We start from the raw sequence: 22,507 nt of genomic DNA, 5'->3' as shown, positions 1-22,507 counted from the left end.
AAATGTATGCGCATTCAAAACAATTATAAGTATGGGGGGAATTCAGTTGAAATTGAGAAAAGCTGCAAGCTTCGCTATCGCTCTGACGGTGGTCACCGGGTTACTCGCAGGCTGCTCCAAGGGGAATTCAGCAAACAATGCTGGCAAGGAAGACAAGGGGAATGGGGGAACACAAGCAGGGCAGGCCTCCAAAGACGTCAAACTTACGTTCTTCAATACCTCCGCAGAAGTGAACACCGTGTTCGAAGAGCTGTTCAAGAAGTATCATGAGCAGAATCCGCAGGTGACAATTGAACTGATTCCTACACCGATCGGCGGCGCGCAGCTTGAGAAGTTCCAATCCCTGCTGGCCTCCGGCAATCCGGCGACCATCGTGAATCTGGATGCAGGCACCATACTTCAATATAAGGATGATTTTCTGGATTTAGAGCCGGAGAAGGCGAAATATGAAGCGCTGACCAATCCGGGAGCCATCGATGGCGCATTGCTGGACGGACAATTCCTGGGTATTCCCTGGACGGCCCAAGGCTACGGTCTGCTGTACAACAAGCGTGCGGTAGAAGAGGGGATCGGCGGTGCCTTTGATCCCGCATCGGTGAAGACCCGTGATGATCTCGAAGCGATTTTCAAGAAGATCGAAGCCTCCGGCAAAGCACCGGTCATGCTTCACGGAGCAGACTGGTCGCTTGGCGCCCACTATCTGGGACTGACTTATTCCCTGCAGTCGCAGAAAGTGGAGGACAACCGGAAGTTCGTGGAGGAGCTGAAGAACGGGCAGGTTCAACTGACGGAGAATCCGCAGTTCACCGGACTGATGGATACCTTCGATCTGCTGAAAAAATACAACGCGCGTAAGAGTGACCCGCTCGTTGCCGATTATAACCGCGACAGCGCGGATTTCGCCAAGGGAGCTGCCGCCTTCTACTTCATGGGAGACTGGAGCTGGGCGGTTATCGGAACACTGGAAGGCCGCGATGCCGACTTCGGTATTCTGCCGCTGCCGGTGAGCAATAACCCGGAGGATTTCGGCAACGCGCAAGTCGCCTACAGCGAGCCTAAGCTGTTCGCCATCGATGATTCAAAGTCTACGCCGGAGCAGCAGGAAGCCGCCAAATCGTTCATCGAATGGATGGTCAGCAGCGAGGACGGGCAGAGGGCCATTATTAGCGATATGGGGCTGTCCATGCCGTATAAGGATCTCAAGGCACAGAGCACGAACATCATGTCCAATGCCGTCAGCGAATACGTGAAGCAAGGGAACATCATCAACATCGGTGTCATCAATTACCTGCCGCAGGATTACTGGGCCAAGACCGGAGCTGCGATGCAGAAGTATCTGGTAGGCAATATCGACCGCCAGGGGCTGGCGCAGGAGGTTCAGGATTACTGGAAATCGTACGCAGGGAAATAGAGAATCTCTTCGTTTGTGCTAAAAGAACAGGCTGAACCGGGATATTCTCCAGTTCAGCCTGTTAAGAGGAAAGGGGGCAGCACTATGAACAAAAAGCTATCACTGAAGAATGCGGGGACGTTTCTGGTCTTCGGAGGTCCCTCTATCTTCGCTTTTGCCGCCGTTGTGATCATACCGTTCATCGTCGGCTTATATTTGACCTTCACGAACTGGGATGTCCGGACAGGCGACAGCAGCCTGATCGGCTTCACGAATTATCTGGAGGTGTTCAGGGATAAGGTGTTCCTTCAACAGCTGTGGTTCACCCTGAAGTATGTCTTCTTCACCGTGGTGATTGCCAATGTGTTCGCTTTCTTCATCGCACTCGCCCTGACGAGAGGCGGGAGAGGCGAGCAATGGCTGCGCACAGGCTTCTTCACACCCAATCTGGTCGGCGGGATTGTACTCGGATACCTGTGGCAGACGCTTTTCTCACAGGTGCTGCCTTACCTTGGCGCTAAATATGGCTGGGAGCTGTTTCAGACCTCATGGCTGACGAATACGGGGACGGCATTCTGGGCGCTGATCATTGCGACCGCCTGGCAGCTGGTCGGGTATCTGATGATCATTTATATCGCGGGCTTCACAGGCGTTCCGAATGATGTGCTGGAGGCGGCGAGCATTGACGGGGCGGGGAGGACTTCAGTGATCCGCAGAATCATCCTGCCGCTGACGGTTCCTGCGATCGTCATCTGTATTTTCATCTCCTTGTCCCGATCCTTCTTAACGTATGACATCAACCTGGCGTTAACCAAGGGCGGACCGTTCAATTCAACGGAGCTGGCCACCTACCATATCGTGCAAAAAGCCTTCCTGTCCAATCAATACGGTGTCGGCCAGGCAGAGGCAGTCGTTCTGTTCGCTGTCGTCGCGATTATCGCCTTGACGCAATCCTATCTGCTGAAGAAGCTGGAGGTGGAATCTTAATGAATGCTAACCGGCGTATCCTCCCGGGCCTGCGGACAGGATTCCTGTACCTGCTGCTGTTGGCCTTTTTAACACCGTTCCTGCTGATTATTATGAACTCCTTCAAGACCACCCAGCAATTCTTCGAGAGCCCGCTGTCACTGCCGACAACGATTAATTTCAAGAACTATGCCAGCGCGTTTGAGAATATGGACTTTATGCAGGGATTCATGAACTCGCTGATCATTACGGGGATTTCCGTTACGATCATAATTATTTTCTCGGCGATGACCGGGTACTTGTTCGTACGCTACAAATGGAAGGTGAATTCCATCTTCTTCTTCATCATGCTGGCCTCCATGGCTCTGCCCTTCCAGGTGCTGATGATTCCAATGGTCATGCTGTACGGGAATATGGGGCTGCTGAATACCAAGCTGACGCTGCTGTTCATGTATCTCGGCTTCGGAGTGCCGTTTGGCGTCTTCACGTTCCACGGCTTTATCAAGGGGATTCCTTATGAGCTGGAAGAATCGGCATTTATCGAAGGGAGCACCACGCTGCGGACGTTTTTCAGTATTGTGCTGCCCTTGCTGAAGCCTGTGTTCGTCACCCTGCTGGTACTCGATGTGCTCTGGATCTGGAATGACTATCTCCTGCCCAGTCTGGTGCTGCTGTCGCCGGATCAGAAGACACTGCCGCTGTCCACGTATACCTTCTTCTCCTCTTATTCTGTGGACTATGCGCCGCTGATGGCCGGGCTGATTATGACGATCATTCCCGTGCTGATCATCTACCTGTTCCTGCAAAAGCAAATCATCAAAGGGATCACAGAAGGGGCGCTGAAATAAGTGGGAGCGAGGAAGTCCCAATGTACACCGCAGTGAAGATTACTCTTCAATAGCTGAAATCCATGCGAAATTCATCTATAATTGGAACTAAAAAGCAAGGTGGTTTCTATGGCGAATCTGAAGGATGTTGCGAAGCAGGCAGGACTTTCTGTGAATACAGTGTCCAGAGTCCTTAACAATAGAGGGTATATCAGTGACAAGACGAAGGAGAAGGTCTACCGGGTGATGAAGGAAATGAACTATCAGCCGAATGAAATGGCCCGGGCCCTGTTCCGCAAAAAATCCAATATGATCGGGCTGATCATCCCGGCGATTTCCCATCCTTTTTTTGCCGAGCTGACCGCCTATCTCGAATATTACGCAGACCTTAAGGGCTACAAGCTACTGCTCTGCAATTCCAACCGTAACGTCTCCAAGGAAGTGGATTATATCGAGATGCTCAAAAAAAACCAGGTTGACGCCATCATCATGGGCAGTGCCGTGCTGGATGTGCAGCATTATCTTCACCTGGACCTGCCGATCGTCTCCTTCGACCGTTTCATCTCGGAGGATATTCCCGTGGTCACCTCGGATAATCTGGAGGGCGGGCGGCTGGCTGCCCGGTTATTAACCGGCCAGGGCTGCCGGCACACGGTCTATATCCAGCGGGGGATCGACGGTCCCCAGCATCACTTCATGCTGGCCGGCCTGAGAAAGCAGGGGTATGAAGAAGAGCTGAAGCACGCAGGGCTTGCGCCGCTGTTCTTGCAGCTGGAGGTTGAACAGGGGAGCTATACCGGAGGGGATACCGCCATTGCCGCCTACCTCCAGGAGCATCCTGAGATCGACGGCGTATTTGCCAGCAGTGATGTGATTGCCGCCGAGGTCATTCATGCCTGCAACCTGCTCGGCAAGGAGATTCCTTCAGCGATGCGCATTGTGGGCTATGATGATGTGCAGCTCGCCTCTATGATCTCCCCGCGTCTAAGCACTGTCCGGCAGCCGATTCAGGAGATGAGCGAAGCCATTATGGAGCTGGCGGTCCAGCAGATCGAGGGTCAGGCGGTGGCGATGGTGAATACGTTCCCGGTAACGGCTGTGGAGCGCGGCACGACCTGATACTCAGGACTGGCAGCTTCCCTGCCAGTGTCTGCCTTAGTACAGTATCAGGTTTAATATTGTGAATATTCCCACAGCAGTCTTTCGGATGCTGCAGGTGCTGGAACGATAGCAACTGCATTTTGTACATTAGAATGCTGTGAAAAAGCCTTCAAAATAGAATCTATTGTATTCAGTACATTTGAATGTTGACAAAAGGCCATTTTTCACCCAAAACACAACATTCCACTGTATAAAATGCAATAGAATCTCATTTTACGGCCAGCTATGCATTTTCTATTGCAGGAAATACAATTACCTACATGAATCTAAGAGTAGAAGTCGGCAACGGGTAGCGGTATCAGCCTACTGTTAGCCCGATGTTCTTGCTTATAAATTTAAAACTGCTGCTGCCCTATTATATCAACCGGTTAACATAGAGCCATGCCCTGTTCCGCTGAACAGAGGAAGTAGGCTTACCCGGGTCAGGAGGTACGGATGGCTGTAACCATCAAAGATGTTGCCGAGAAGGTTGGCGTCTCCGTCACTACCGTCTCCCGTGTGCTGAATAACCGGGGGTACCTCAGTGAGAGTCTGAAGCAAAAGGTAAACGATGCCATGGAGGAGCTGAATTACCATCCGAGTGAGGTGGCACGCTCCTTGCTGCGCAAGAAGTCCAATATGATCGGCCTGATTCTGCCGGATATCTCCCATCCGTTCTTCGGAGAGGTAACCAAGCATATTGAGGCCTATGCCTATGAACAAGGCTACAAGCTTATGCTGTGCAATTCCCTGCATCACAAGAAAAAAGAGAAAGAGTACATCGATCTGCTGCGGGCCAGCCGGGTTGACGGCATCATCATGGGCAGCCATACGATGAGCGTGAGCGATTATAAGTCAATCAACCTGCCGCTGGTGTCGCTGGACCGGCAGATCTCGAAGACGATCCCGTTCATTGCCTCGGATAACTATCAGGGGGGAGTGCTGGCCACCCGGCTGCTGCTGCGCAAAAAATGCCGGAGCATCGCCTATCTCAGCGGGAATCTGCGCCTGAATCTGCTGGCCAAGCAAAGGCATGACGCCTTCCTGGAGCTGGTCAGCAGGCAAGATGTTGAATATACCGTCCGGCAAACCGATCTGAACGGATTCAAGTATAAGGATTACGAGAAGCTGGTCAGCAGTCTTTTTGAGGAACGCCCTGAGCTGGACGGCGTATTCGCGAGCAGCGATATGCTGGCATTGCAGGTGCTGAAGCAGTGCAGAAGGCTGGGCAGAGCCGTGCCCGGTCAAGTCAAAGTCATTGGATATGACGGAATTGCCGCCCTGGATGCGGAGGATCTGACTACTATCGTACAGCCGATTAAGAAGATGGGCGAGCTGGCCGTTCAATATCTGCTTCAGCAGATTGCCGGCGAGCCGGTCCCGCTGGAGACGATTCTTCCCGTCCGGTTATCGGAGAAGGGGACCACTTGAAGCACGCAGGATTCATTCACATAGAAGCGATATGGAGGGAATATAGATGAATTTCATTCACCGCGTGGCCCCGGAATTAAGAGAGGGGATTGCCGGATTGCCGCCGCTGCATTTGCCGGAGGATCTGGCCGCAGCCCGGAATATGATTCCGTTGCCTACAGAACCGTCGGACCGTGTCCGCATTACGGAGCGGGTCCTGATTGCCGGTTCCGGGCCGGTACGGATCAGAATCTATGAACCGGCGAAGCGGAGTAAGCATAAGCTGCCTGCCCTGCTCTGGACTCATGGGGGCGGCTATATTCTGGGCCAGCCGAGCGGTGACGATGCGTTATGCGAGAGCTTCGTCCTCGCGGCCAACTGTGTGGTTGTGTCGCCCGACTACCGCCTTGCCCCGGAGCATCCTTACCCGGCTGCCATTGAGGACTGTTATGCAGCGCTTGTGTGGCTGGCCGATATCAACAACGGGCTGAGCATCGATTTGGCCCGGATTGCCGTAGGCGGCGCGAGTGCGGGCGGCGGTCTGGCGGCTGCCCTGGCCCTGATGGCTAGAGATAAGGGCGGCCCTGCCCTCTGCTTCCAGCTTCCGCTGTATCCAATGCTGGATGACCGCAACATTACACCTTCGAGTTATGAGGTCACGCACCCGGCGGTGTGGAACCGGGCGAACAACCTGGTTGCTTGGGAGATGTACTTGGGCGGCCCTGCCGGAGGTGCAGACACCTCCCCTTATGCAGCACCCGGCCGTGCGGATCAACTGGCGGGACTTCCGCCCGCCTATATCTGCGTCGGACAGCTCGATCCGTTCCGTGATGAGACGATAGACTATGTGGCCCGGCTGGCACAGGCGGGTGTAGAAGTGGAATTTCATCTCTACCCGGGAGGCTATCATGGCTTCGAGCATGTTGTCCCTGCAGCCGAAGTCAGCCGCAGAGCCAGAGAGGGATACGTCCATGCCCTGGCAAGAGCCTTGAACTCTTAAATTATAAAAAGAGGACGGGTTTTTGAAAGTATTGTGTACACAGAGACCATAGAATGGATAGGACACAAGGATACTGGAGTACCAAGGGGGAGTGCGGGTGTTTAAACTCGGAGAGACAATACAGTTTGAAGATCAGGCGAACGATGTGTTAACAGTGGGCGAGCTGCTCGTGGATATGATCTCCAATGAGTACGGCGAGGACACGGTAGGTGATGGATATACCCGGTATTTTGGCGGATCGCCTTCAAATATTGCCATTAATGCGGGGAAGCTGGGCATCCGGTCGCATGTGGCTTCGGCAGTGGGCAGGGATAGCCTGGGCAACTATCTGATGAACCGGCTGCAAAGCGCCGGAATGGCGACAAGCGGCATCCAGCAGGTCGATGATTCTACCAGTATGGTGGTGATTACCAAGAGTCAGGCTACGCCGGTTCCAATCTTTTACCGTGCGGCGGATTACCGGCTGGAGTACAATGAGGCGCTGGAGCAAGCCTTGATTCATTCCAGAATTGTCCACTTCTCCTGCTGGCCGATCTCCAGGACCCCGTCCCGTGAGACAGTGGAGCGGGTGATCCAGACGGCGCGGAAGCATAAGGTGCTGATCGGCTTCGATCCCAACTATCATCCTTCGATCTGGCAGAAGGGGGAGGACGGGGTAGCCTATGTCAAAAGCATCATCCCGAAGGTGGATATCATCAAGCCTTCCGAGGATGACGCTGAGCGCCTGTTCGGACCCGGCACGCCGGAGGAGCAGATCGCCAGATTCCTTGCGCTTGGCGCGAAGCTGGTCATTCTGACGCTGGGCAAGGACGGGGCACTCGTCTCCACCGGCAGCGAAACGATGTCGTTTGCGACCAAGGCGACGCAGATTGAAGATACGACGGGAGCAGGAGATGCCTTCTGGTCCGGATTCTATACAGCTATTATCAAAGGGTATACGCTCACAGAAGCGCTGGAGCTTGGATCTGCTGTCAGCGCGTACAAACTGAAATTCACCGGTGCGGTAGTCGATCTGCCTGCGCTTGCGGTCATTAAGCAACAATTCAACCTGTAGGAGGCTTCTTAAGATGACACTGAAGAATCAAGTACAGTTAATTACCTATCCCGATTCCCTGGGCGGAGACCTGAAGCAGCTCCATCAGGTGCTGCGCGGTCCCTTCGCCGGGCTGTTTGCCGGGGGGATTCACATCCTTCCGCCCTTTCCTTCTTCGGGGGACCGCGGCTTTGCGCCGCTGACTTATCTGGAGATCGAGCCGGAATTCGGCAGCTGGGAGGACATCCGCAGCATCGGGGAAGAATTCGATGTGCTGGTGGATCTGATGGTCAATCATATCTCCAGGCAATCGCCGTATTTCCAGGACTTCCTGGAGCATGGCCGGGCTTCGGAATATGCGGATCTGTTCATCACCCTGGACAAGATCTGGGAGAATGGCGAGCCTGTGCGTACGGATATCGAGAAGATGTTCCTGCGGCGGCCGCTGCCTTATTCTACCTTCACTACCTCCGGAGGGGTGGAAGAGAAGGTCTGGACCACTTTTGGCAAAACCGATCCTTCCGAGCAGATTGATCTGGATATCCATTCTCCGCTCACCCGCGACCTGCTGCGGCAGTTCTTCGAGAATTTCAAAGAACAGAATGTCAAGATCGTCAGGCTGGATGCGGTCGGGTACGTGATCAAGAAGCTGGGCACCAGTTGTTTCTATGTGGAGCCGGAGATCTATGAATTCCTGGACTGGATCAAAGAGATGGCCGACTCGCTGGATATAGCACTGCTGCCGGAGGTGCACGCGCATCACAGTATCCAGACTAAGCTATCGGAATACGGCTGCTGGATCTATGATTTCATTCTGCCTTACCGTGTGCTTGAGGCGCTTACCAGCAAAAACAATACGGCGCTGTACGACTATCTGCGGATCCGCCCGCATAAGCAGTTCACGATGCTGGACTGTCATGACGGGGTTCCGGTGAAGCCGGATCTGGATGATCTGATTGATACCAAGGAAGCCCGGGAGCTGGTGGATCTCTGCGTGGAGCGCGGGGCGAACCTGAGCCTGATTCTGTCCGAGGAGCATAAGGCGCCGGACGGCTTCGATGTCCATCAGATCCGCTGCACGTATTACAGTGCGCTGAATGAAGATGACGATGCGTATCTGGCAGCCAGAGCGATTCAATTCTTCGTACCGGGTATTCCGCAGGTCTATTATGTAGGCTTGCTGGCTGGCCGCAATGATCTGGAGCAGGTCGCCCTGACGGGGGAAGGCCGGGAGATTAACCGCCATAACTATACGCTGGAGGAGATTGCAGCGGAGAGTGAGCGGGAGGTCGTGCAGCGTCTGATGAAGCTGATCCGTTTCCGCAATGAGTATAGCGCCTTCCATGGAACCTTCCGGGTGCTTGAGGCAGAGGCGGATGAAATCAGGCTGATGTGGGAGCAGGGAGCAGCATATTGCCGGCTGCATATTAACCTGCAGAATTATAAGACTGTTATCGAATATATAGATCAGCAGGGACAAGAAGCGGTATACTGGGTCTGATTCTAATTCGTTAAGGGGGAATGATGATGGCTACAATGCAAATCAGCCTGTTCTCGGCAAGTCTGAAGCGGGAGGTCACGATCCAGGCCATATTGCCGGTGGATCTGCCGGAGGGCTGGGGACTTCCGGCCTGGTCGGGCCAGCCTTTGAGATCGCTCTATCTGCTGCACGGCTTCTCCGGCAGCCAGAACGACTGGCTGAACTTCTCCAGAATCAAGGAGCTGGCAGACAGGCATCAGGTGGCCGTATTCATGCCGGCCGGGGAGAACCGCTTCTATGTCAATGATGAGCTTAGGGAGGAATACTACGGTGAGTATATCGGCAGAGAGCTGGTAGACTTCACCCGCAAGCTGTTCCCGCTATCAGCAGCCAGAGAGGATACCTGGATCGGCGGCTTATCGATGGGAGGCTACGGGGCAATCCGCAACGGCCTGAAATACGCGGAGCGCTTCGGCCGGATCATCGCCTTATCCTCGGCCTTAATTCCGTATAGAGTGGCCAATATTGCCCCAGACTATAAAGACGGAATTGCCAGCTATTCCTACTATACCAGCGTCTTCGGAGATCTGAGTAGGCTGCTTGGCAGCGACAAAGACCCTGAACAGCTGGTGCGTGATGTGAAGGCGCAGGGACTTGCCCTGCCGGAGCTGTACATGGCGTGCGGAACCGAGGACATGCTGCTGGATGTGAACCGCCGGTTCCATCAGTTCCTGGAAGGCGAGCAGGCCGCCCATTACTATGAAGAAGGCCCTGGCGACCATAACTGGGCGTACTGGGATAAGCATATTGAAGCTGCGCTGGATTGGGCGGCTGCTCCTGTGAGCTGATTAATAATTGGGAAAAGTGGCGGAGGAGAGACTATCCCAATACTAATAATTTTCACGTACTCAATCGCAAATTGCATACTTACACGCCCCTGGGTCCGACCGAGAAGGTATCGGCTCAGGGGCGTGCTGAATTCCGGGGAAAGGAAGAGGCGGGGATGATCCGAACCAACAGTATCGTGTTCAAATTTGCGTTGCAGATGACAGTGATTCTTGCGATCCTGCTGTCCATCCTTGTTCTGAGTAACATCTACTCCCTGGAGGTGGTGCGGAGTAATGCACTGACCAGCTCGCGTAATACACTGGCCCTCTATCAGGCCAATATTCATAATAACTTCAACAATTTCTCCAAGGACCTCATTGAGGTGTTCGACCATAACGTGGATACTGCGGTGAATTCGGCGGGGATGGATGAGAACAGCCGGTATTTCAAGGTCCAGCAGCTCAAGAATAGCCTGCAGGCAAAAATAGCGGGTGATAATTCGAGCGACGGCATGTTCATCAGGCTCTCGGAGGAGCTGGTGCTGGAGCAGTTCAACCGCCGGATTCAATCGGAGGATAAGCTGGCTCTGGTGGATTTTATCAATATGCATAAATTCAGTACGGCTCCGGCAGCACCAAGCGGGGAATGGAAGGTCTTCCAGATCCGCGGCGAGTCCTACTTGTTCAAATATATTTCGTATTCAGGGGTCAGCTTCGGAACGCTGGTGAAAGCGGACACGCTGCTGGCCATGGTCGATAGGGGAGGCAATGATCAGAACCGTTATGTGTTAAGTGATTCGCAGGGCAATATACTGGCAGCGAGTAATATCTCTCTGCAGGAGGGCGAGTCGACGCTTGAGAGCTTAAGCAGGCAGTATAAGCGGGATTACCTGATTGTATCTGAACCGATCGGCGAGTTCGGGCAGATGACTCAAATGGTTGCCAAGGGCAGTCTGTTCTCAGGCCTGAAGCTGATTCAGTGGGGGATCGCCCTGCTGGCGGTTCTCTCGGTCATCGTGGTGCCGCTGGTGCTGAGATTCCTGACGAGAGATGTGCTGAGGCCGATTCTGGAGCTGGTGAAGGCGGCGAAGGCGGTCGAGCAGGGGCAGCTGGAATACCAGATTCCGCAGAATACCCCGTATTCCCTGGAATTCCTGAAGCTGTTCCATGCGCTGGAGTCCATGGTCAGTGAGATCAAGGATCTGAAGATTCAGTCTTATGAAGAACAGATCGAAATCAGCCGCGCCGAGATCAAGTATCTGCAGATGCAGATCCGGCCCCATTTTTTCCTGAATGCGATCTCAACGATTACGAGCCTAACCTATCAGAATAAAAATGAGGAGATCCGCCGCCTGATCCACTGCCTCTCCGAGCATCTCCGGTATATGTTCAGAGGAGGGCTGATGGAAGTGACGATGGAGGAGGAGATCCGGCATACTGAGAACTATATCCGGATGCAGGAGATCCGTTATCCTGAGCAGATTTTTTTCATGATCGAGATGCAGGAGGAAGCGCGGCAGGTGCCGGTTCCCCAATTCATGATTCAGACCTTTGTGGAGAATACGTTCAAGCATGCTATGTTCGTTCAGGAGCTGCTGTCCATATTCATCAGGGTGCGGATGGAGCTGCGGGACGATAGTCCATTTGTCAGCATTGTCATTGAAGATAACGGGGCGGGCTTCACTTCTGAATGGCTGGATCAGCCGGAGCGCGAAGAGGCAGGGGAGGACGGAGGCAGAGTGGGCATTGCTAATATCCGCAAGACCCTCAGACTGCTCTACAAACGGGAAGATCTGCTTAAGCTGTCGAATATCGAGACTACAGGTGCGAGGGTTGAGCTGTGGATTCCTGTGAAGCCACTCGAATGGAGCCAGCCTGGCTTAGAGGGAGGATAATATGCGTTGTATGCTGATTGACGATGATATTCCTACAATTGAAGCGTTGCGCGGTATTGTGAATTGGGAGGAATTCGGAATTACGGAAGTGCTAACCGCTCATAATATACAGGATGCGAAGCAACTCTTCGAGAACGGCGAGCCGGATCTGATGATTTGCGATATTGAAATGCCGCGCGGCTCGGGCATTGAGTTGATCAAGTGGGTCAGAGAGCGTCAATATGAAGGCGGATTCATCTTCCTGACCTGTCATGAGAGCTTCACCTTCGCCTCCCAGGCGATCTCGTATGACGCAGACTCGTATCTGGTCAAGCCGCTGGACAAGCAGGAGCTGGAAGCGGCGCTGCGCAAGTCTATGGATACGCTGAAGAACAAAATCATGTTAGGCGAATACAGCAAGCTGGGCCATGCGTGGCTGAAGAACCAGGATCTGATAGAACGCAGCTTCTGGAGCGATGTGCTGACGGCGACAATCTCTCCCCGGCCACAGCTGATCCAGAGTGAGGTGCAGAAGCGGGAGCTGTCCATCCCGGTGCAGGCAGAATATAGGCTGCTGCTGGTAAGTGTTCCCCGCTCCCAGATTGAACGGGAATGGGATGAGAGCATCTTCCATTATGCCCTCTCGAACCTGGTCTCTGAAATTCTCAGCAGCCGGGTGGGCAGCGGCCGGATGATTGCCTATCAGGTCGATAAAGTATTCTACAATGCGATCATTGTGGAGAGTCCGGCGGATATGCAGGAGCTGGAGGTGAGCGCCGGAGAGATCATCCGGCTGTCCAGACAGTATCTGAAATGTACGGCTACCTGTTACTTCAGTGAGCCTGCGGCGATCTCCCGCCTGGCGCAGCTTAAGACGGAGCTGGAGCAGGCGGACGAGGCGAACATTATTTTCCGGGGGAAGCTGCATTTGCCGAATAAGCCCTTCCAGGTAGATCTGACCGAGCGCTTCACCCTGGATACGGAGCTGTTCACCCTGCTGTTCGTCCAGAAGGAGAAGGCGCAGATTGTGAACCGGCTCAAGAAAGAGCTGGAGCTGCTGACGAGTCTGAACAAGCTGGATGCGGCAACGCTCCATTCGATACGAGAGGACCTGCTTCAGGTGGTCTATTCGCTGCTCGCGCGGCACCACATTCAAGCCCACCGGCTCTTCGAGGGCGAGCTCAGCCAGCAATTGGCCCAGGATGCCGAGAGCAGCGTGTTCGACTTCATGAAATGGGCGCAGGCGCTGACGGATAAGACGCTGGATTCCATTAAGGAGGTGCTGCAGTCCGAAGGGGTGGTCGAGCGGGCCAAACGGTTCATTCAGGACCACTATACCCAGGACCTCAGCCGGGAGGATGTTGCCGCAAGCGTATATCTGACCGCGGATTATCTGGCCAAGGTGTTCAAGCACGGGACCGGCCAGAGCGTGAAGGAGTACCTGAACGACTGCCGGATCAGAGCGGCGAAGCAGAGGCTGGTGGAGAGCACGGCGAGCATCGGGGAAATTGCCATGGATACCGGCTTCGATACCCTCTCCTATTTCTCCACCGTATTCAAAAAATGGACAGGCGAAACCCCGGCAGCCTACCGTTCCAAGCACAAATCCGCTCTATAGCAGGAAGCTCCGCTTTTCGAAGAGAGAAGCGGAGCTTCTTACTGAGTACGTTTTTTTATAAAAACAGCCCGTATTATTGAAAGCCCGCCCCCCTCCAGGGCAAGTACAATGAGAATGTAAATATAGAACAGGAGGCATGATCATGAAGAATAAAAAGGGGTTAGGTTCACTGCTGCTGTCCATGGTAATCTGCGGTTCGCTGCTCTCCGCCTGCGGCGGCAATTCCAATACATCGTCCAAGAATTCCGGGGATACGGAAGCGAAGGCCAAGGTGGCTGAGATTGTATTCGCACTGCCCTCCTTCAACCGGATTCCCGATGATCTCAGCAAGGTGACCGAGGCCATCAATACCATTACTACCGCGAAAATCGGGGTGAAGGTGGACTTCCGACTCTTCGGCCCGGCAGATTATGCCCAGAAGGTCAATCTTGCACTCCAGAGCGGGGAGAAGATGGATATCTTCACCACCCTCGGACAATTCTCCAACTATGTATCCAAGAGTCAGGTGGCTCCGCTCGAAGAGCTGCTTACCGAACACGGCAAAGAGCTGACAGCCATTCTGGACAAGGATTTCGGGCCGGGTATTCTCAAAACCACCACGATGGACGGACATATCTACGGCATTCCTGTGAATAAAGGGATGGCGCTGCCGACCAATATCATCTACAACGCGGATATGCTCGCAGAGGCGGGCGTAGCAGCAGACTCCATCCAATCGGTAGAGGATCTGCCTGCCGTGTTCGGCGCAGTGAAGCAGAAGCTGCCGGATGTGGTTCCGTTTGGCCCGATTAATGTGAATCCGACAGATACCGGACTTGTGAACTGGATGAAGGGTGCGAGCAAGGTGGATTACCTGACCGATACCACCGGAGTCGGTGTCGTGATCGGTGACAACGGCAAGGTCGTTAACTTCTACGAATCGGATGTCTTCAAGAACGGAATTCAGATGATGAGAGACTGGTTCGAGGCCGGGTATCTGCAGAAGGATACCGCAACCACTACGATTACAGCGATGGAGATGGTATCCTCGGGGCGCGGCTTCTCCTTCCTGGGCGGCTACAGCGGCATGGAGGTTGGCAAGCAGCTGAGTGCACAGGTCGGCAAAAACATTGAGACCAAGCGCATCGCCCCATTCTACTTCGATACAAGCGCCGTGAACTCGGTGACCTGGATGGTCTCCAGTACCTCGAAGGAGACGGAAGCCGCTGTGAAGTTCCTGAACCTGCTCTACACCGACAAAGAGCTGATCAACACCATTCTGTTCGGAATTGAAGGGGAGGATTACATCAAGGTAGATGAGCATCATGTGAAATTCCCGGAAGGCATGGATGCTAATACGGTTCCTTATACCTCCATGCTCAGCTCCGGGATCGTCGGCTCCGAATCGCTTCAGTATCAGATGGAGGGAATCAACTGGTCGGATGTGGAACTGAAGCTGAAGGAGAATAAGGATACCGAAAGATCGCCGTATTTCGGCTTTATCTTCGACCAGGGTCAAGTGAAGACGCAGATGAGTGCTGTGAACAACGTAGTGAATCAATTCCTGCCGGCACTGGTCAGCGGATCGGTAGATCCTGAGAGCATTATTGCGAAATTCAACAGTGCGCTGAAGGATGCGGGTGCACAGGACATTATAGACAGCAAGCAGCAACAACTGGATCAATGGCTTGCCGCGCAAAAACAATAATTTGAATAAGCCTGCTGAGGGTAGAGCCGCTAATGGAGGCTCTGCCCCCGGCAATGGAGGTGAATCCGGCATGACTGCCAAACCTAAATCCAAGCCACTCAAAAAAACACTTCCTTTATTAATTCTCGCGGGTCCGGGACTGCTGTATTTTCTCATTAACAGCTACTTCCCCATGTTCGGGGTGTTCATCGCGTTCAAGGATGTCAATTATGCCAAAGGCATCTTCGGCAGCGACTGGATCGGCTTCAAGAACTTCACCTTTCTGTTCCAGACCAGTGACGCCTGGATTATGACCCGCAACACCCTGCTGTACAATCTAACGTTTATCGCGCTGGGAACCGTAGTTTCGATCATCATTGCCATTCTGATGTCGGAGCTGCTGAACAAGCTGTACTCGAAGCTGTTCATGACCGGGCTGATTCTGCCGAACCTGATCTCGATGATCGTGCTTTCGCTGCTCGTCTTCGCCTTTCTGAACGCCGACAGCGGGTTCGTCAATCATTCGATTCTGCGGCCGCTGGGGATACCGGAGATTAACTGGTATTCGGAGGCGAAATATTGGCCGTACCTGCTGGTCCTTATTCAGATCTGGAAGACGGCAGGCTACGGCTCAATTGTCTATTTCGCCTCGATTGCCGGCATTGACAAGAGCATCTATGAGTCGGCCAAAATCGACGGTGCTGGGAAGCTCAAGCAGATCCGCATGATTACCCTGCCGCTGCTGAAGCCGACCATTATTGTGCTGGTGCTGATGTCGATGGGCCGGATTTTCAACTCTGACTTTGGCCTGTTCTATCAGGTTCCAATGAACTCTGGTGCGCTATACAGCACTACCCAGACGATTGATACGTATGTCTACCGCGCCTTGATGCAGCTCAATGATATAGGAATGTCGGCCGCCGCCGGTCTGTATCAGTCGCTGGTCGGCTTTGCACTCGTGCTTACGGTCAATGCCATCGTCAAGAAGGTCAATCCAGAAAACGCATTGTTCTAGGAGGAAATTCGGATGATCCAAACAAGAGGAGAACGAACGTTTACGGTGTTTTCTGCGGTCGTGATGATCCTGCTGACGGTTTTTGCTTTTTTGCCCTTCCTGCTGATTGTGATCGCTTCGTTCACCAATGAGACGACCCTGATCCGCAACGGGTACAGCTTTTTCCCGGAGCAGCTAAGTCTAGACGCGTACCGGTACATTAAGTCCTCGGCGTATATTTTCATCAGAGCCTACGGGGTTTCCTTTCTGGTGACGATCCTGGGAACCGCCATTGGACTGCTTATAACAAGCATGCTGGCTTATCCGATGTCCCGGTCTGATTTCAAATATCATAATACGCTGGCTTTTGTTGTATTTTTCACCATGTTGTTCAGCGGGGGGATTGTGCCTTCGTACATCATGTGGACCCAGTATTTCCATATCAAAAACACGCTGTGGGCGCTGATCCTGCCCAATCTGCTGGCGAACGGGTTCAACGTCCTGCTGGTCCGTAACTATTTCAAGAATAATGTGCCGCTGGAGATTATCGAAGCCGCCCAGATCGACGGTGCCTCGGAGCTGCGGACCTTCTTCCGCATCATGCTACCGCTGTCCATGCCGGTGATGGCAACCGTCGGGATGTTTATGGGACTGGCCTATTGGAATGACTGGATCAATGCGTTGTATTTTGTATCTAAGCCGCAATTGTACGGGATTCAGAATCTGCTGATGCAGCTCATGAGCAACATCCAGTTCCTCAATTCCGGCCAGGCCGGGAATGTACTCGGAGCCGACACGGTATCCCTGCCAAGTACAGCGGTGCGGATGGCGATGGCGGTGCTGGGCATTGTGCCAGTGCTGTTCGTCCTGCCGTTCATGCAGAAGTACCTGACCCGCGGCGTGGTTATCGGAGCTGTCAAAGGCTAAATATGATAGGAGATGAGCGTATGAAAGTGCAAGAGGTTATTGACCGGATTCTGCTCGATTGCTGCGGGGGACGGAGGCTGGAGCAGACCTGTGATGTGCTGGCGGGCGGCAGTGAAGAGATGGAGGTCACAGGGATCGTCACTACGTTCATGGCTACCGTAGATGTCATCAAGGAAGCCATTGCGATTGGGGCCAACCTGATCATTACCCATGAGCCGACTTATTTTACCGGAAGCGATTCGCTGGATTGGCTGCAGCAGGACCCGGTATATCTGGCGAAAAAAAAGCTGATCGAGGAGCACGGCATTACGATCTGGCGCTTCCATGACCATATGCATCTGGCGGATACGGACCGGATCTATGACGGACTGCTGAAGGAGCTGGATTGGGCGGATAAAAAGCTGGACGACAAGGACGCCTGGGGGTATCTGATCGAAGAGACCACAGTCGGTGAGCTGGCAGGCTTCCTGAAGCAGCGGCTGGGCATGAAGGTGATTCAGATCGTCGGCAACCCGGAAGCGCCTTGCTCGCGTATCGGCATCCTTGTCGGCGGGGGCAGTCTGGGCCTGGGCCGGGAGCAGATGCCGATGGAGCTGATGCAGGAGAAGAACCTTGATGTGATGGTCTGCGGCGACATTACCGAATGGACCTTATGTGCTTATATCAATGATGCCGCCATGCTGGGTATGAACAAGGCGATGATCGTAATCGGTCACGAGCGCTCCGAGGAATGGGGCATGAAATATATGGCCGAGTGGCTGGCGCCGCTGGTGGAAGGGGTTCCGGTTACATTCGTGGATGCGAAGGAGCCGTTTGTGTATTTGTGAGGCATTGGCGGATGCTGAGTCTGAGTGAATGGGCCGTTGTTCCACGAGCGTTCCGTTCCTCTGGTCTGCTGCTGACTGATGGACTGTTCCACAGGTGTTCCGTTCTTCCGGGTGGCTGCTTGTTGATGGACTGTAGGGCCCTTATTTCTCGATAAAAGCCCACTTTGCGCCGTCTGCCGGACTGAGATGCACTTATCGGCCCACTAATTGATATTAATCGGTGGTATTACCACCAATAAGGGTCCTGGAGTCCGTAATCTGCGTAAAAAGCGGCTTTAGCGCGGAATAAGCGCCTCTCAGTCCGCTGGGCAGGTCCCGCAGAGTCAAAAGGCAAATGATGCTGGGCCTGGCCCAGGCCAGTTATGCCGCAAGCCCGGCATAAATCAAAGGCAGCCATCCCCCGCTACGGGAGGATGGCTGTCTTTTATACTACTACAAGACGTAATTGCCCGTGGCTCTGTACTTACCTGCCTTGGCATCCGGAGCTTTAGCATAAGCCGAAGGGACGGAGGCTATCAGCAGCAGGGAGGTAAGTAATACCGTAAGCCTGCCCGTATCTATTTTCATCCGAGATCCCCTCTCTTCCGGTTCTCTAGCAAATGATCTACCGCCGCCTGCTCAATGGGCAGTCCAGCGGTGTAACGCTCCATATAGAGGGCAAAGCCTTCCACATCTGTAGGGTCAGGCGATACCTCTTGTCCTTCCATGTTACAGAACACCTTAGAGGCCAGGTAATCCGCCAGACTCTCATCCGGCTCCTTATGTATCATATAAGAAGCTAGAATCGCTATTCCCCATGCGCCGCCCTCACCGGCTGTAGACAGGACCGAGACCGGAACATTCAGTGCAGCTGCACTGATCCGCTGGCCGACCTGCGGGGTGCGGAACAACCCGCCGTGCGCTGAAATACGGTCAATCGTTACCCGTTCCTGCCCGGTCAGAATCTCCATTCCGAGTCTTAACGCAGCGAAAGCGCTATACAGATGCACCCTCATGAAGTTAGCCAGCGTGAAGCGGCTCTGCGGCGAACGGACGAATAGCGGACGCCCCTCAGCAAGTCCGGTGATATTCTCGCCTGAATAGTAACCGTAGCTCAGCAAGCCGCCGGCATCCGCATCCGCATCCATTGCCTGATTCAGCAGAACGCTGAATAACTGATCCATGTCCGGCGTTCTCCCCATGGCCTCATAGAATTCACGGAACAAGCCGACCCAGGCATTCAGATCGCTGGAGCAGTTATTGGCAAGAACCATAGCAACCGGGCTGCCTTCCGGTGTATTCACAATATCAATCTCAGGGTGGACCGCACTTAGATTCTTCTCCAGTACAAACATGGCAAAGACCGATGTTCCCACGGAAATATTGCCAGTACGTTTCCTCACACTATTCGTAGCAACCATGCCTGTTCCGGCATCGCCCTCCGGCGGGCATAGCGGAATACCGGCCTGCAAACGGCCTGACGGGTCGATCAGCCGGGCACCTGCTTCACTGAGATTTCCTGCATTCATACCGGCCGTATATACTGTAGGCAGGATATCTTGCAGCTTCCAAGGATAACCCCTGCCGGCAGTTAGAGTGGTGAACTGCTTCACCATATCTTCATTGTACTGCTTCGTTGCTTCATCGATGGGGAACATCCCGGAGGCATCCCCGATCCCGATAGCCCTGCGGCCCGTCAGCAGCAAGTGAACGTAACCCGATAGCGTCGTAAGATAATCTATTCTGGCCACATGCTCTTCACCGTTCAAAATAGCCTGATACAAGTGGGCGATACTCCAGCGCTCTGGAATTTTGAACTGGAATGTCCCGCTTAGCTCCGCAGCAGCAGCGCTTGTGGTAGCATTGCGCCAGGTACGGAATGGAACGAGCAGCTCTCCCGCCCGATCCAGCGCAATATAACCCTGCATCATGGCCGAGCAGCCGATGGAGCCGACGGTTTGCAGAGTGACGCCATAGGTCTGCTGAACCGCTTGCTGTAATTGCTGGTAGGCTGCTTGCAGACCTTGAACTACTTCCCTGAGATCGTAAGTCCAATAACCCTTAGTGAATTGATTCTCCCATTCATAGGTGCCGGAGGCGATCGTTTCAAAATGGTGATCGATCAGCACAGCCTTGATTCGCGTGGACCCGAACTCAATCCCGAGCGACGTTTCTCCCTGAACAATCGCTTGTTTGACGGAATGCGTCATGACAGCGTTCCCCCTCTAACTAAAATTGTCCAGAATATAACATATATAAGCGATAGAGTACAACCTCTCCGCTCTTTTTTGAACCGGTTTTGCCCTAATCCGCTGTTGCAAATCTGCAATGCACCCCCCCCGTAACAAAAATATTTTATTTTTTTTGGCCGCGCTAAAATGTCTTGAAGTCTCATCTCCAACACTTTGTCTGATGCCGCCGGGCAGGATATGTCATGGAACGCTTGATTTCATACCCAGCCAACCCGGCTGGAGAAAAAAGTGTGGTTTTTTTGCGACTCGCAGGCCCCGCGGGAATACAGATGAAGCACTAAAGAAATTAACGAAAAGCAAAAAGAAGCGAAGGGGAAATTTGGAACTGGAGGAGCGGTAGCGTCCGCCTGAAAGCTTTCCATAGGAAAGCTAGCATCGGAAGCATCAGCTGTCACCGGATTTCAACCGCTATTAGCGGTAAAAATCAAGAAATCTGGTGGCGGGCAGCGGCCGGAAGTCCAAATGTTCACCGCAGCGACGACCAAGCTTTGAGTTCAAACAAGCCAGTCGCAAAAAAACAACAGAAAAAAGTCTTGAATTCAAGGCTTTTTGGAGCTATTGACCGGTTCTTTTTTCTGTAATACGATGACATTGCGAAAACTTTCACAAGGAAAATGAGACGCACATAGCAGCAATTAGGAGACACACAGAAGGGCCATTATTTTTTTAACAAGTGTAGTGAAATAATTCACATAAAGAGGAGCAGATGAAATGACAAAAGTAATTTCAGCAGCCAAAGCAGCGGAACTTATCAAGGACGGGGATACCGTAGCCGCAAGCGGATTCGGATTATCCTGCTGGGCAGAGGAGATGGGGATCGCCATTGAAGAGCGCTTCGTACAGACTGGACAACCGAAGAATCTGACCGTGATGCATGCCAGCGCAGTCGGCAACCGCCGCGATAAGGGGATGAGCCACCTGGGACATGAAGGCCTCATCAAACGCTGGATTGGCGGTATCGCCATCGCTTCCCCCGGGTTGGCCAAGCTGATTGAAGAGGATAAATGCGAAGCCTACAACCTGCCTCAGGGTGTGATTACCCAGCTCTACCGGGAGATTGCCGCCAAGCGTCCGGGTGTGATTACCAAGGTGGGTATGGAGACCTTCGTCGATCCCCGCGTGGAGGGCGGCAAGATGTCCCCGTCCACCAAGGAGGACATTGTGAAGGTGATTGAACTTGAAGGTGAAGAGTGGCTGTTCTACAAGACCTTCCCGATTCAGATCGCCCTGATCCGTGGCACCGTGGCAGACGAGAACGGTAACCTCACCCTGGAAAAAGAAGGCCTGCATATGGAGGTTCTGCCGATCGCCCAGGCGGTCCGCAACTCCGGCGGCATCGTGATCGCCCAGGTTGAGACCGTGGCCAAGAACGGCACCTTGAATCCGAAGGATGTGAAGGTGCCGGGCATTCTGGTAGATTACCTCGTCGTGTCCACCCCGGAGAATCATTACCAGACCGAGAATACGCAGTATAATCCGGCATTCTCGGGTCATGTCAAAGTGCCGGTCGAGTCGATTGAAATCCTGCCGCTGGATGAGCGCAAAATCATCTCCCGCCGCACAGCCGTAGAGCTTCAGCCGAATACCATTCTGAATCTTGGAGTCGGCATCCCGGTGAATGTAGCGAACATTGCCGCTGAAGAGGGCGTGGACGACCAGCTGATTCTGACGACAGAGGCAGGCTCCATCGGCGGGGTTCCCGCAGGGCTGAAGGACTTCGGCCATGCGTACAACTCTGAGGCGATTGTAGATCATGATGCACAGTTTGACTTCTATGACGGCGGCGGTATTGACCTGTCCGTCCTTGGCCTGGCCCAGACAGATGAGTCGGGGAATGTGAATGTCAGCAAATTCGGCACACGGGTAGCGGGCTGCGGCGGATTCATCAATATCTCTCAAGCGGCGAAGAAGCTGGTGTTCGCGGGTACTTTTACAGCGGGCGGGCTGCAGATTAAGGTAGAGAACGGCAAGCTGCACATCATTCAAGAGGGCAAAGCCAAGAAATTCATCAAAAAGGTACAGCAGATCACCTTCAGCGGATCCTATGCCGCCAAGGTCCAGCAGCCGGTTGTGTATGTTACGGAACGCGCCGTCTTTGAACTGCTGAACGGTAAAATGACCTTAACCGAAATCGCACCAGGCATCGACCTGCAGACGGAGATTCTGGATCAGATGGACTTCAAACCCGTAATTTCACCGGACCTGAAGGAGATGGACGCGGCTATGTTCCAAGAGAACTGGGGCATGCTGAAGTCGATTATCGCCGATAAGAACCGGGTTTTGCAGGAAGTGTAGTC

At 53.4% G+C, this 22,507-nt stretch carries 18 protein-coding genes; 16 read left to right on the top strand and 2 right to left on the bottom strand.

Translation table 11 applies throughout. The features are described 5' to 3' along the window. Window positions 1–46 precede the first annotated feature (46 nt). The 15 genes from MKY86_RS21860 to MKY86_RS21790 all read left to right on the top strand — a co-directional run bounded on the left by MKY86_RS21860 (window position 47) and on the right by MKY86_RS21790 (window position 17,979). On the top strand, window positions 47–1,411 hold the full coding sequence (locus MKY86_RS21860) for an ABC transporter substrate-binding protein (RefSeq protein WP_340827480.1): 1,365 nt from the start codon (window positions 47–49) through the stop codon (window positions 1,409–1,411). Between the two features lie 84 nt (window positions 1,412–1,495). Further along, a complete protein-coding gene (locus MKY86_RS21855; protein ID WP_036699404.1) occupies window positions 1,496–2,377 on the top strand; it encodes a carbohydrate ABC transporter permease in 882 nt (293 codons plus the stop codon). Continuing rightward, window positions 2,377–3,204, top strand: a complete 828-nt coding sequence (locus MKY86_RS21850; RefSeq protein ID WP_076076222.1) for a carbohydrate ABC transporter permease — start codon at window positions 2,377–2,379, stop codon at window positions 3,202–3,204. The genes MKY86_RS21855 and MKY86_RS21850 overlap by 1 nt, the downstream gene beginning before the upstream one ends. 108 nt (window positions 3,205–3,312) lie before the next feature. Further along, window positions 3,313–4,302 (top strand): LacI family DNA-binding transcriptional regulator, encoded by a 990-nt coding sequence (locus MKY86_RS21845; protein ID WP_076076225.1) that lies wholly within the window; start codon window positions 3,313–3,315, stop codon window positions 4,300–4,302. Window positions 4,303–4,779: 477 nt separating this feature from the next. Beyond that, the gene (locus MKY86_RS21840) at window positions 4,780–5,754 is read left to right on the top strand and encodes a LacI family DNA-binding transcriptional regulator (RefSeq protein WP_076076227.1); all 975 of its coding nucleotides are present in this window, start codon (window positions 4,780–4,782) and stop codon (window positions 5,752–5,754) included. A gap of 46 nt (window positions 5,755–5,800) precedes the next feature. Then, window positions 5,801–6,733, top strand: coding sequence for an alpha/beta hydrolase (locus tag MKY86_RS21835; RefSeq protein ID WP_076076230.1), 933 nt, complete (start codon window positions 5,801–5,803; stop codon window positions 6,731–6,733). A gap of 97 nt (window positions 6,734–6,830) precedes the next feature. Next, entirely contained in the window at window positions 6,831–7,787 is a 957-nt protein-coding gene (locus tag MKY86_RS21830) for a carbohydrate kinase family protein (RefSeq protein ID WP_076076232.1), read from the top strand. A 13-nt stretch (window positions 7,788–7,800) separates the two neighbouring features. Next, window positions 7,801–9,267 (top strand): sucrose phosphorylase, encoded by a 1,467-nt coding sequence (gene gtfA / locus MKY86_RS21825; protein WP_076076250.1) that lies wholly within the window; start codon window positions 7,801–7,803, stop codon window positions 9,265–9,267. A gap of 26 nt (window positions 9,268–9,293) precedes the next feature. Then, entirely contained in the window at window positions 9,294–10,094 is an 801-nt protein-coding gene (locus tag MKY86_RS21820) for an alpha/beta hydrolase (RefSeq protein ID WP_076076252.1), read from the top strand. Between the two features lie 155 nt (window positions 10,095–10,249). Then, window positions 10,250–11,968 carry a sensor histidine kinase gene (locus MKY86_RS21815; RefSeq protein WP_076076255.1) on the top strand — a complete coding sequence of 573 codons (1,719 nt, stop codon included), beginning with the start codon at window positions 10,250–10,252 and terminating at the stop codon, window positions 11,966–11,968. A 1-nt stretch (window position 11,969) separates the two neighbouring features. Continuing rightward, the gene (locus MKY86_RS21810; RefSeq protein ID WP_076076257.1) at window positions 11,970–13,565 is read left to right on the top strand and encodes a helix-turn-helix domain-containing protein; all 1,596 of its coding nucleotides are present in this window, start codon (window positions 11,970–11,972) and stop codon (window positions 13,563–13,565) included. Between the two features lie 142 nt (window positions 13,566–13,707). Next, window positions 13,708–15,252: an ABC transporter substrate-binding protein gene (locus tag MKY86_RS21805; protein WP_076076260.1), complete on the top strand. Its 1,545-nt coding sequence runs from the start codon at window positions 13,708–13,710 to the stop codon at window positions 15,250–15,252. Window positions 15,253–15,322: 70 nt separating this feature from the next. Beyond that, on the top strand, window positions 15,323–16,246 hold the full coding sequence (locus MKY86_RS21800; RefSeq protein ID WP_036724053.1) for an ABC transporter permease: 924 nt from the start codon (window positions 15,323–15,325) through the stop codon (window positions 16,244–16,246). 12 nt (window positions 16,247–16,258) lie between these two features. Beyond that, window positions 16,259–17,152 carry a carbohydrate ABC transporter permease gene (locus MKY86_RS21795; protein ID WP_076076262.1) on the top strand — a complete coding sequence of 298 codons (894 nt, stop codon included), beginning with the start codon at window positions 16,259–16,261 and terminating at the stop codon, window positions 17,150–17,152. 20 nt (window positions 17,153–17,172) lie between these two features. Then, on the top strand, window positions 17,173–17,979 hold the full coding sequence (locus MKY86_RS21790; RefSeq protein ID WP_076076265.1) for a Nif3-like dinuclear metal center hexameric protein: 807 nt from the start codon (window positions 17,173–17,175) through the stop codon (window positions 17,977–17,979). A gap of 432 nt (window positions 17,980–18,411) precedes the next feature. On the opposite strand, the gene MKY86_RS21785 is transcribed toward MKY86_RS21790, so the two are convergent. Together MKY86_RS21785 and MKY86_RS21780 are read right to left on the bottom strand one after the other, a co-directional pair. Further along, window positions 18,412–18,546 (bottom strand): hypothetical protein, encoded by a 135-nt coding sequence (locus tag MKY86_RS21785; protein ID WP_340827477.1) that lies wholly within the window; start codon window positions 18,544–18,546, stop codon window positions 18,412–18,414. Then, on the bottom strand, window positions 18,543–20,168 hold the full coding sequence (locus tag MKY86_RS21780) for a xylulokinase (RefSeq protein WP_076076268.1): 1,626 nt from the start codon (window positions 20,166–20,168) through the stop codon (window positions 18,543–18,545). Before MKY86_RS21780 ends, MKY86_RS21785 begins: the two co-directional genes overlap by 4 nt. 753 nt (window positions 20,169–20,921) lie before the next feature. Between MKY86_RS21780 and MKY86_RS21775 the strand changes: the two genes are divergently transcribed. Next, on the top strand, window positions 20,922–22,505 hold the full coding sequence (locus MKY86_RS21775) for an acyl CoA:acetate/3-ketoacid CoA transferase (protein ID WP_076076271.1): 1,584 nt from the start codon (window positions 20,922–20,924) through the stop codon (window positions 22,503–22,505). The last annotated feature ends 2 nt before the right edge of the window (window positions 22,506–22,507 follow it).

The organism is Paenibacillus sp. FSL R7-0333, assembly GCF_038000365.1.
Taxonomy (GTDB): Bacteria; Bacillota; Bacilli; order Paenibacillales; family Paenibacillaceae; genus Paenibacillus_AQ; species Paenibacillus_AQ silagei.
The sequence above is the reverse complement of the archived record's forward strand: the minus strand, read 5'-3'. Positions and strand labels throughout refer to the sequence as shown.

Excerpts from the sequence above, each read along its gene's own strand:
- MKY86_RS21855 (WP_036699404.1), top strand. The coding sequence starts at position 1,496 with ATGAACAAAAAGCTATCACTGAAGAATGCGGGGACGTTTCTGGTCTTC.
- MKY86_RS21850 (WP_076076222.1), top strand. The coding sequence starts at position 2,377 with ATGAATGCTAACCGGCGTATCCTCCCGGGCCTGCGGACAGGATTCCTG.
- MKY86_RS21845 (WP_076076225.1), top strand. The coding sequence starts at position 3,313 with ATGGCGAATCTGAAGGATGTTGCGAAGCAGGCAGGACTTTCTGTGAAT.
- MKY86_RS21840 (WP_076076227.1), top strand. The coding sequence starts at position 4,780 with ATGGCTGTAACCATCAAAGATGTTGCCGAGAAGGTTGGCGTCTCCGTC.
- MKY86_RS21835 (WP_076076230.1), top strand. The coding sequence starts at position 5,801 with ATGAATTTCATTCACCGCGTGGCCCCGGAATTAAGAGAGGGGATTGCC.
- gtfA (WP_076076250.1), top strand. The coding sequence starts at position 7,801 with ATGACACTGAAGAATCAAGTACAGTTAATTACCTATCCCGATTCCCTG.
- MKY86_RS21820 (WP_076076252.1), top strand. The coding sequence starts at position 9,294 with ATGGCTACAATGCAAATCAGCCTGTTCTCGGCAAGTCTGAAGCGGGAG.
- MKY86_RS21815 (WP_076076255.1), top strand. The coding sequence starts at position 10,250 with ATGATCCGAACCAACAGTATCGTGTTCAAATTTGCGTTGCAGATGACA.
- MKY86_RS21810 (WP_076076257.1), top strand. The coding sequence starts at position 11,970 with ATGCGTTGTATGCTGATTGACGATGATATTCCTACAATTGAAGCGTTG.
- MKY86_RS21805 (WP_076076260.1), top strand. The coding sequence starts at position 13,708 with ATGAAGAATAAAAAGGGGTTAGGTTCACTGCTGCTGTCCATGGTAATC.
- MKY86_RS21800 (WP_036724053.1), top strand. The coding sequence starts at position 15,323 with ATGACTGCCAAACCTAAATCCAAGCCACTCAAAAAAACACTTCCTTTA.
- MKY86_RS21795 (WP_076076262.1), top strand. The coding sequence starts at position 16,259 with ATGATCCAAACAAGAGGAGAACGAACGTTTACGGTGTTTTCTGCGGTC.
- MKY86_RS21790 (WP_076076265.1), top strand. The coding sequence starts at position 17,173 with ATGAAAGTGCAAGAGGTTATTGACCGGATTCTGCTCGATTGCTGCGGG.
- MKY86_RS21785 (WP_340827477.1), bottom strand. The coding sequence starts at position 18,546 with ATGAAAATAGATACGGGCAGGCTTACGGTATTACTTACCTCCCTGCTG.
- MKY86_RS21780 (WP_076076268.1), bottom strand. The coding sequence starts at position 20,168 with ATGACGCATTCCGTCAAACAAGCGATTGTTCAGGGAGAAACGTCGCTC.
- MKY86_RS21775 (WP_076076271.1), top strand. The coding sequence starts at position 20,922 with ATGACAAAAGTAATTTCAGCAGCCAAAGCAGCGGAACTTATCAAGGAC.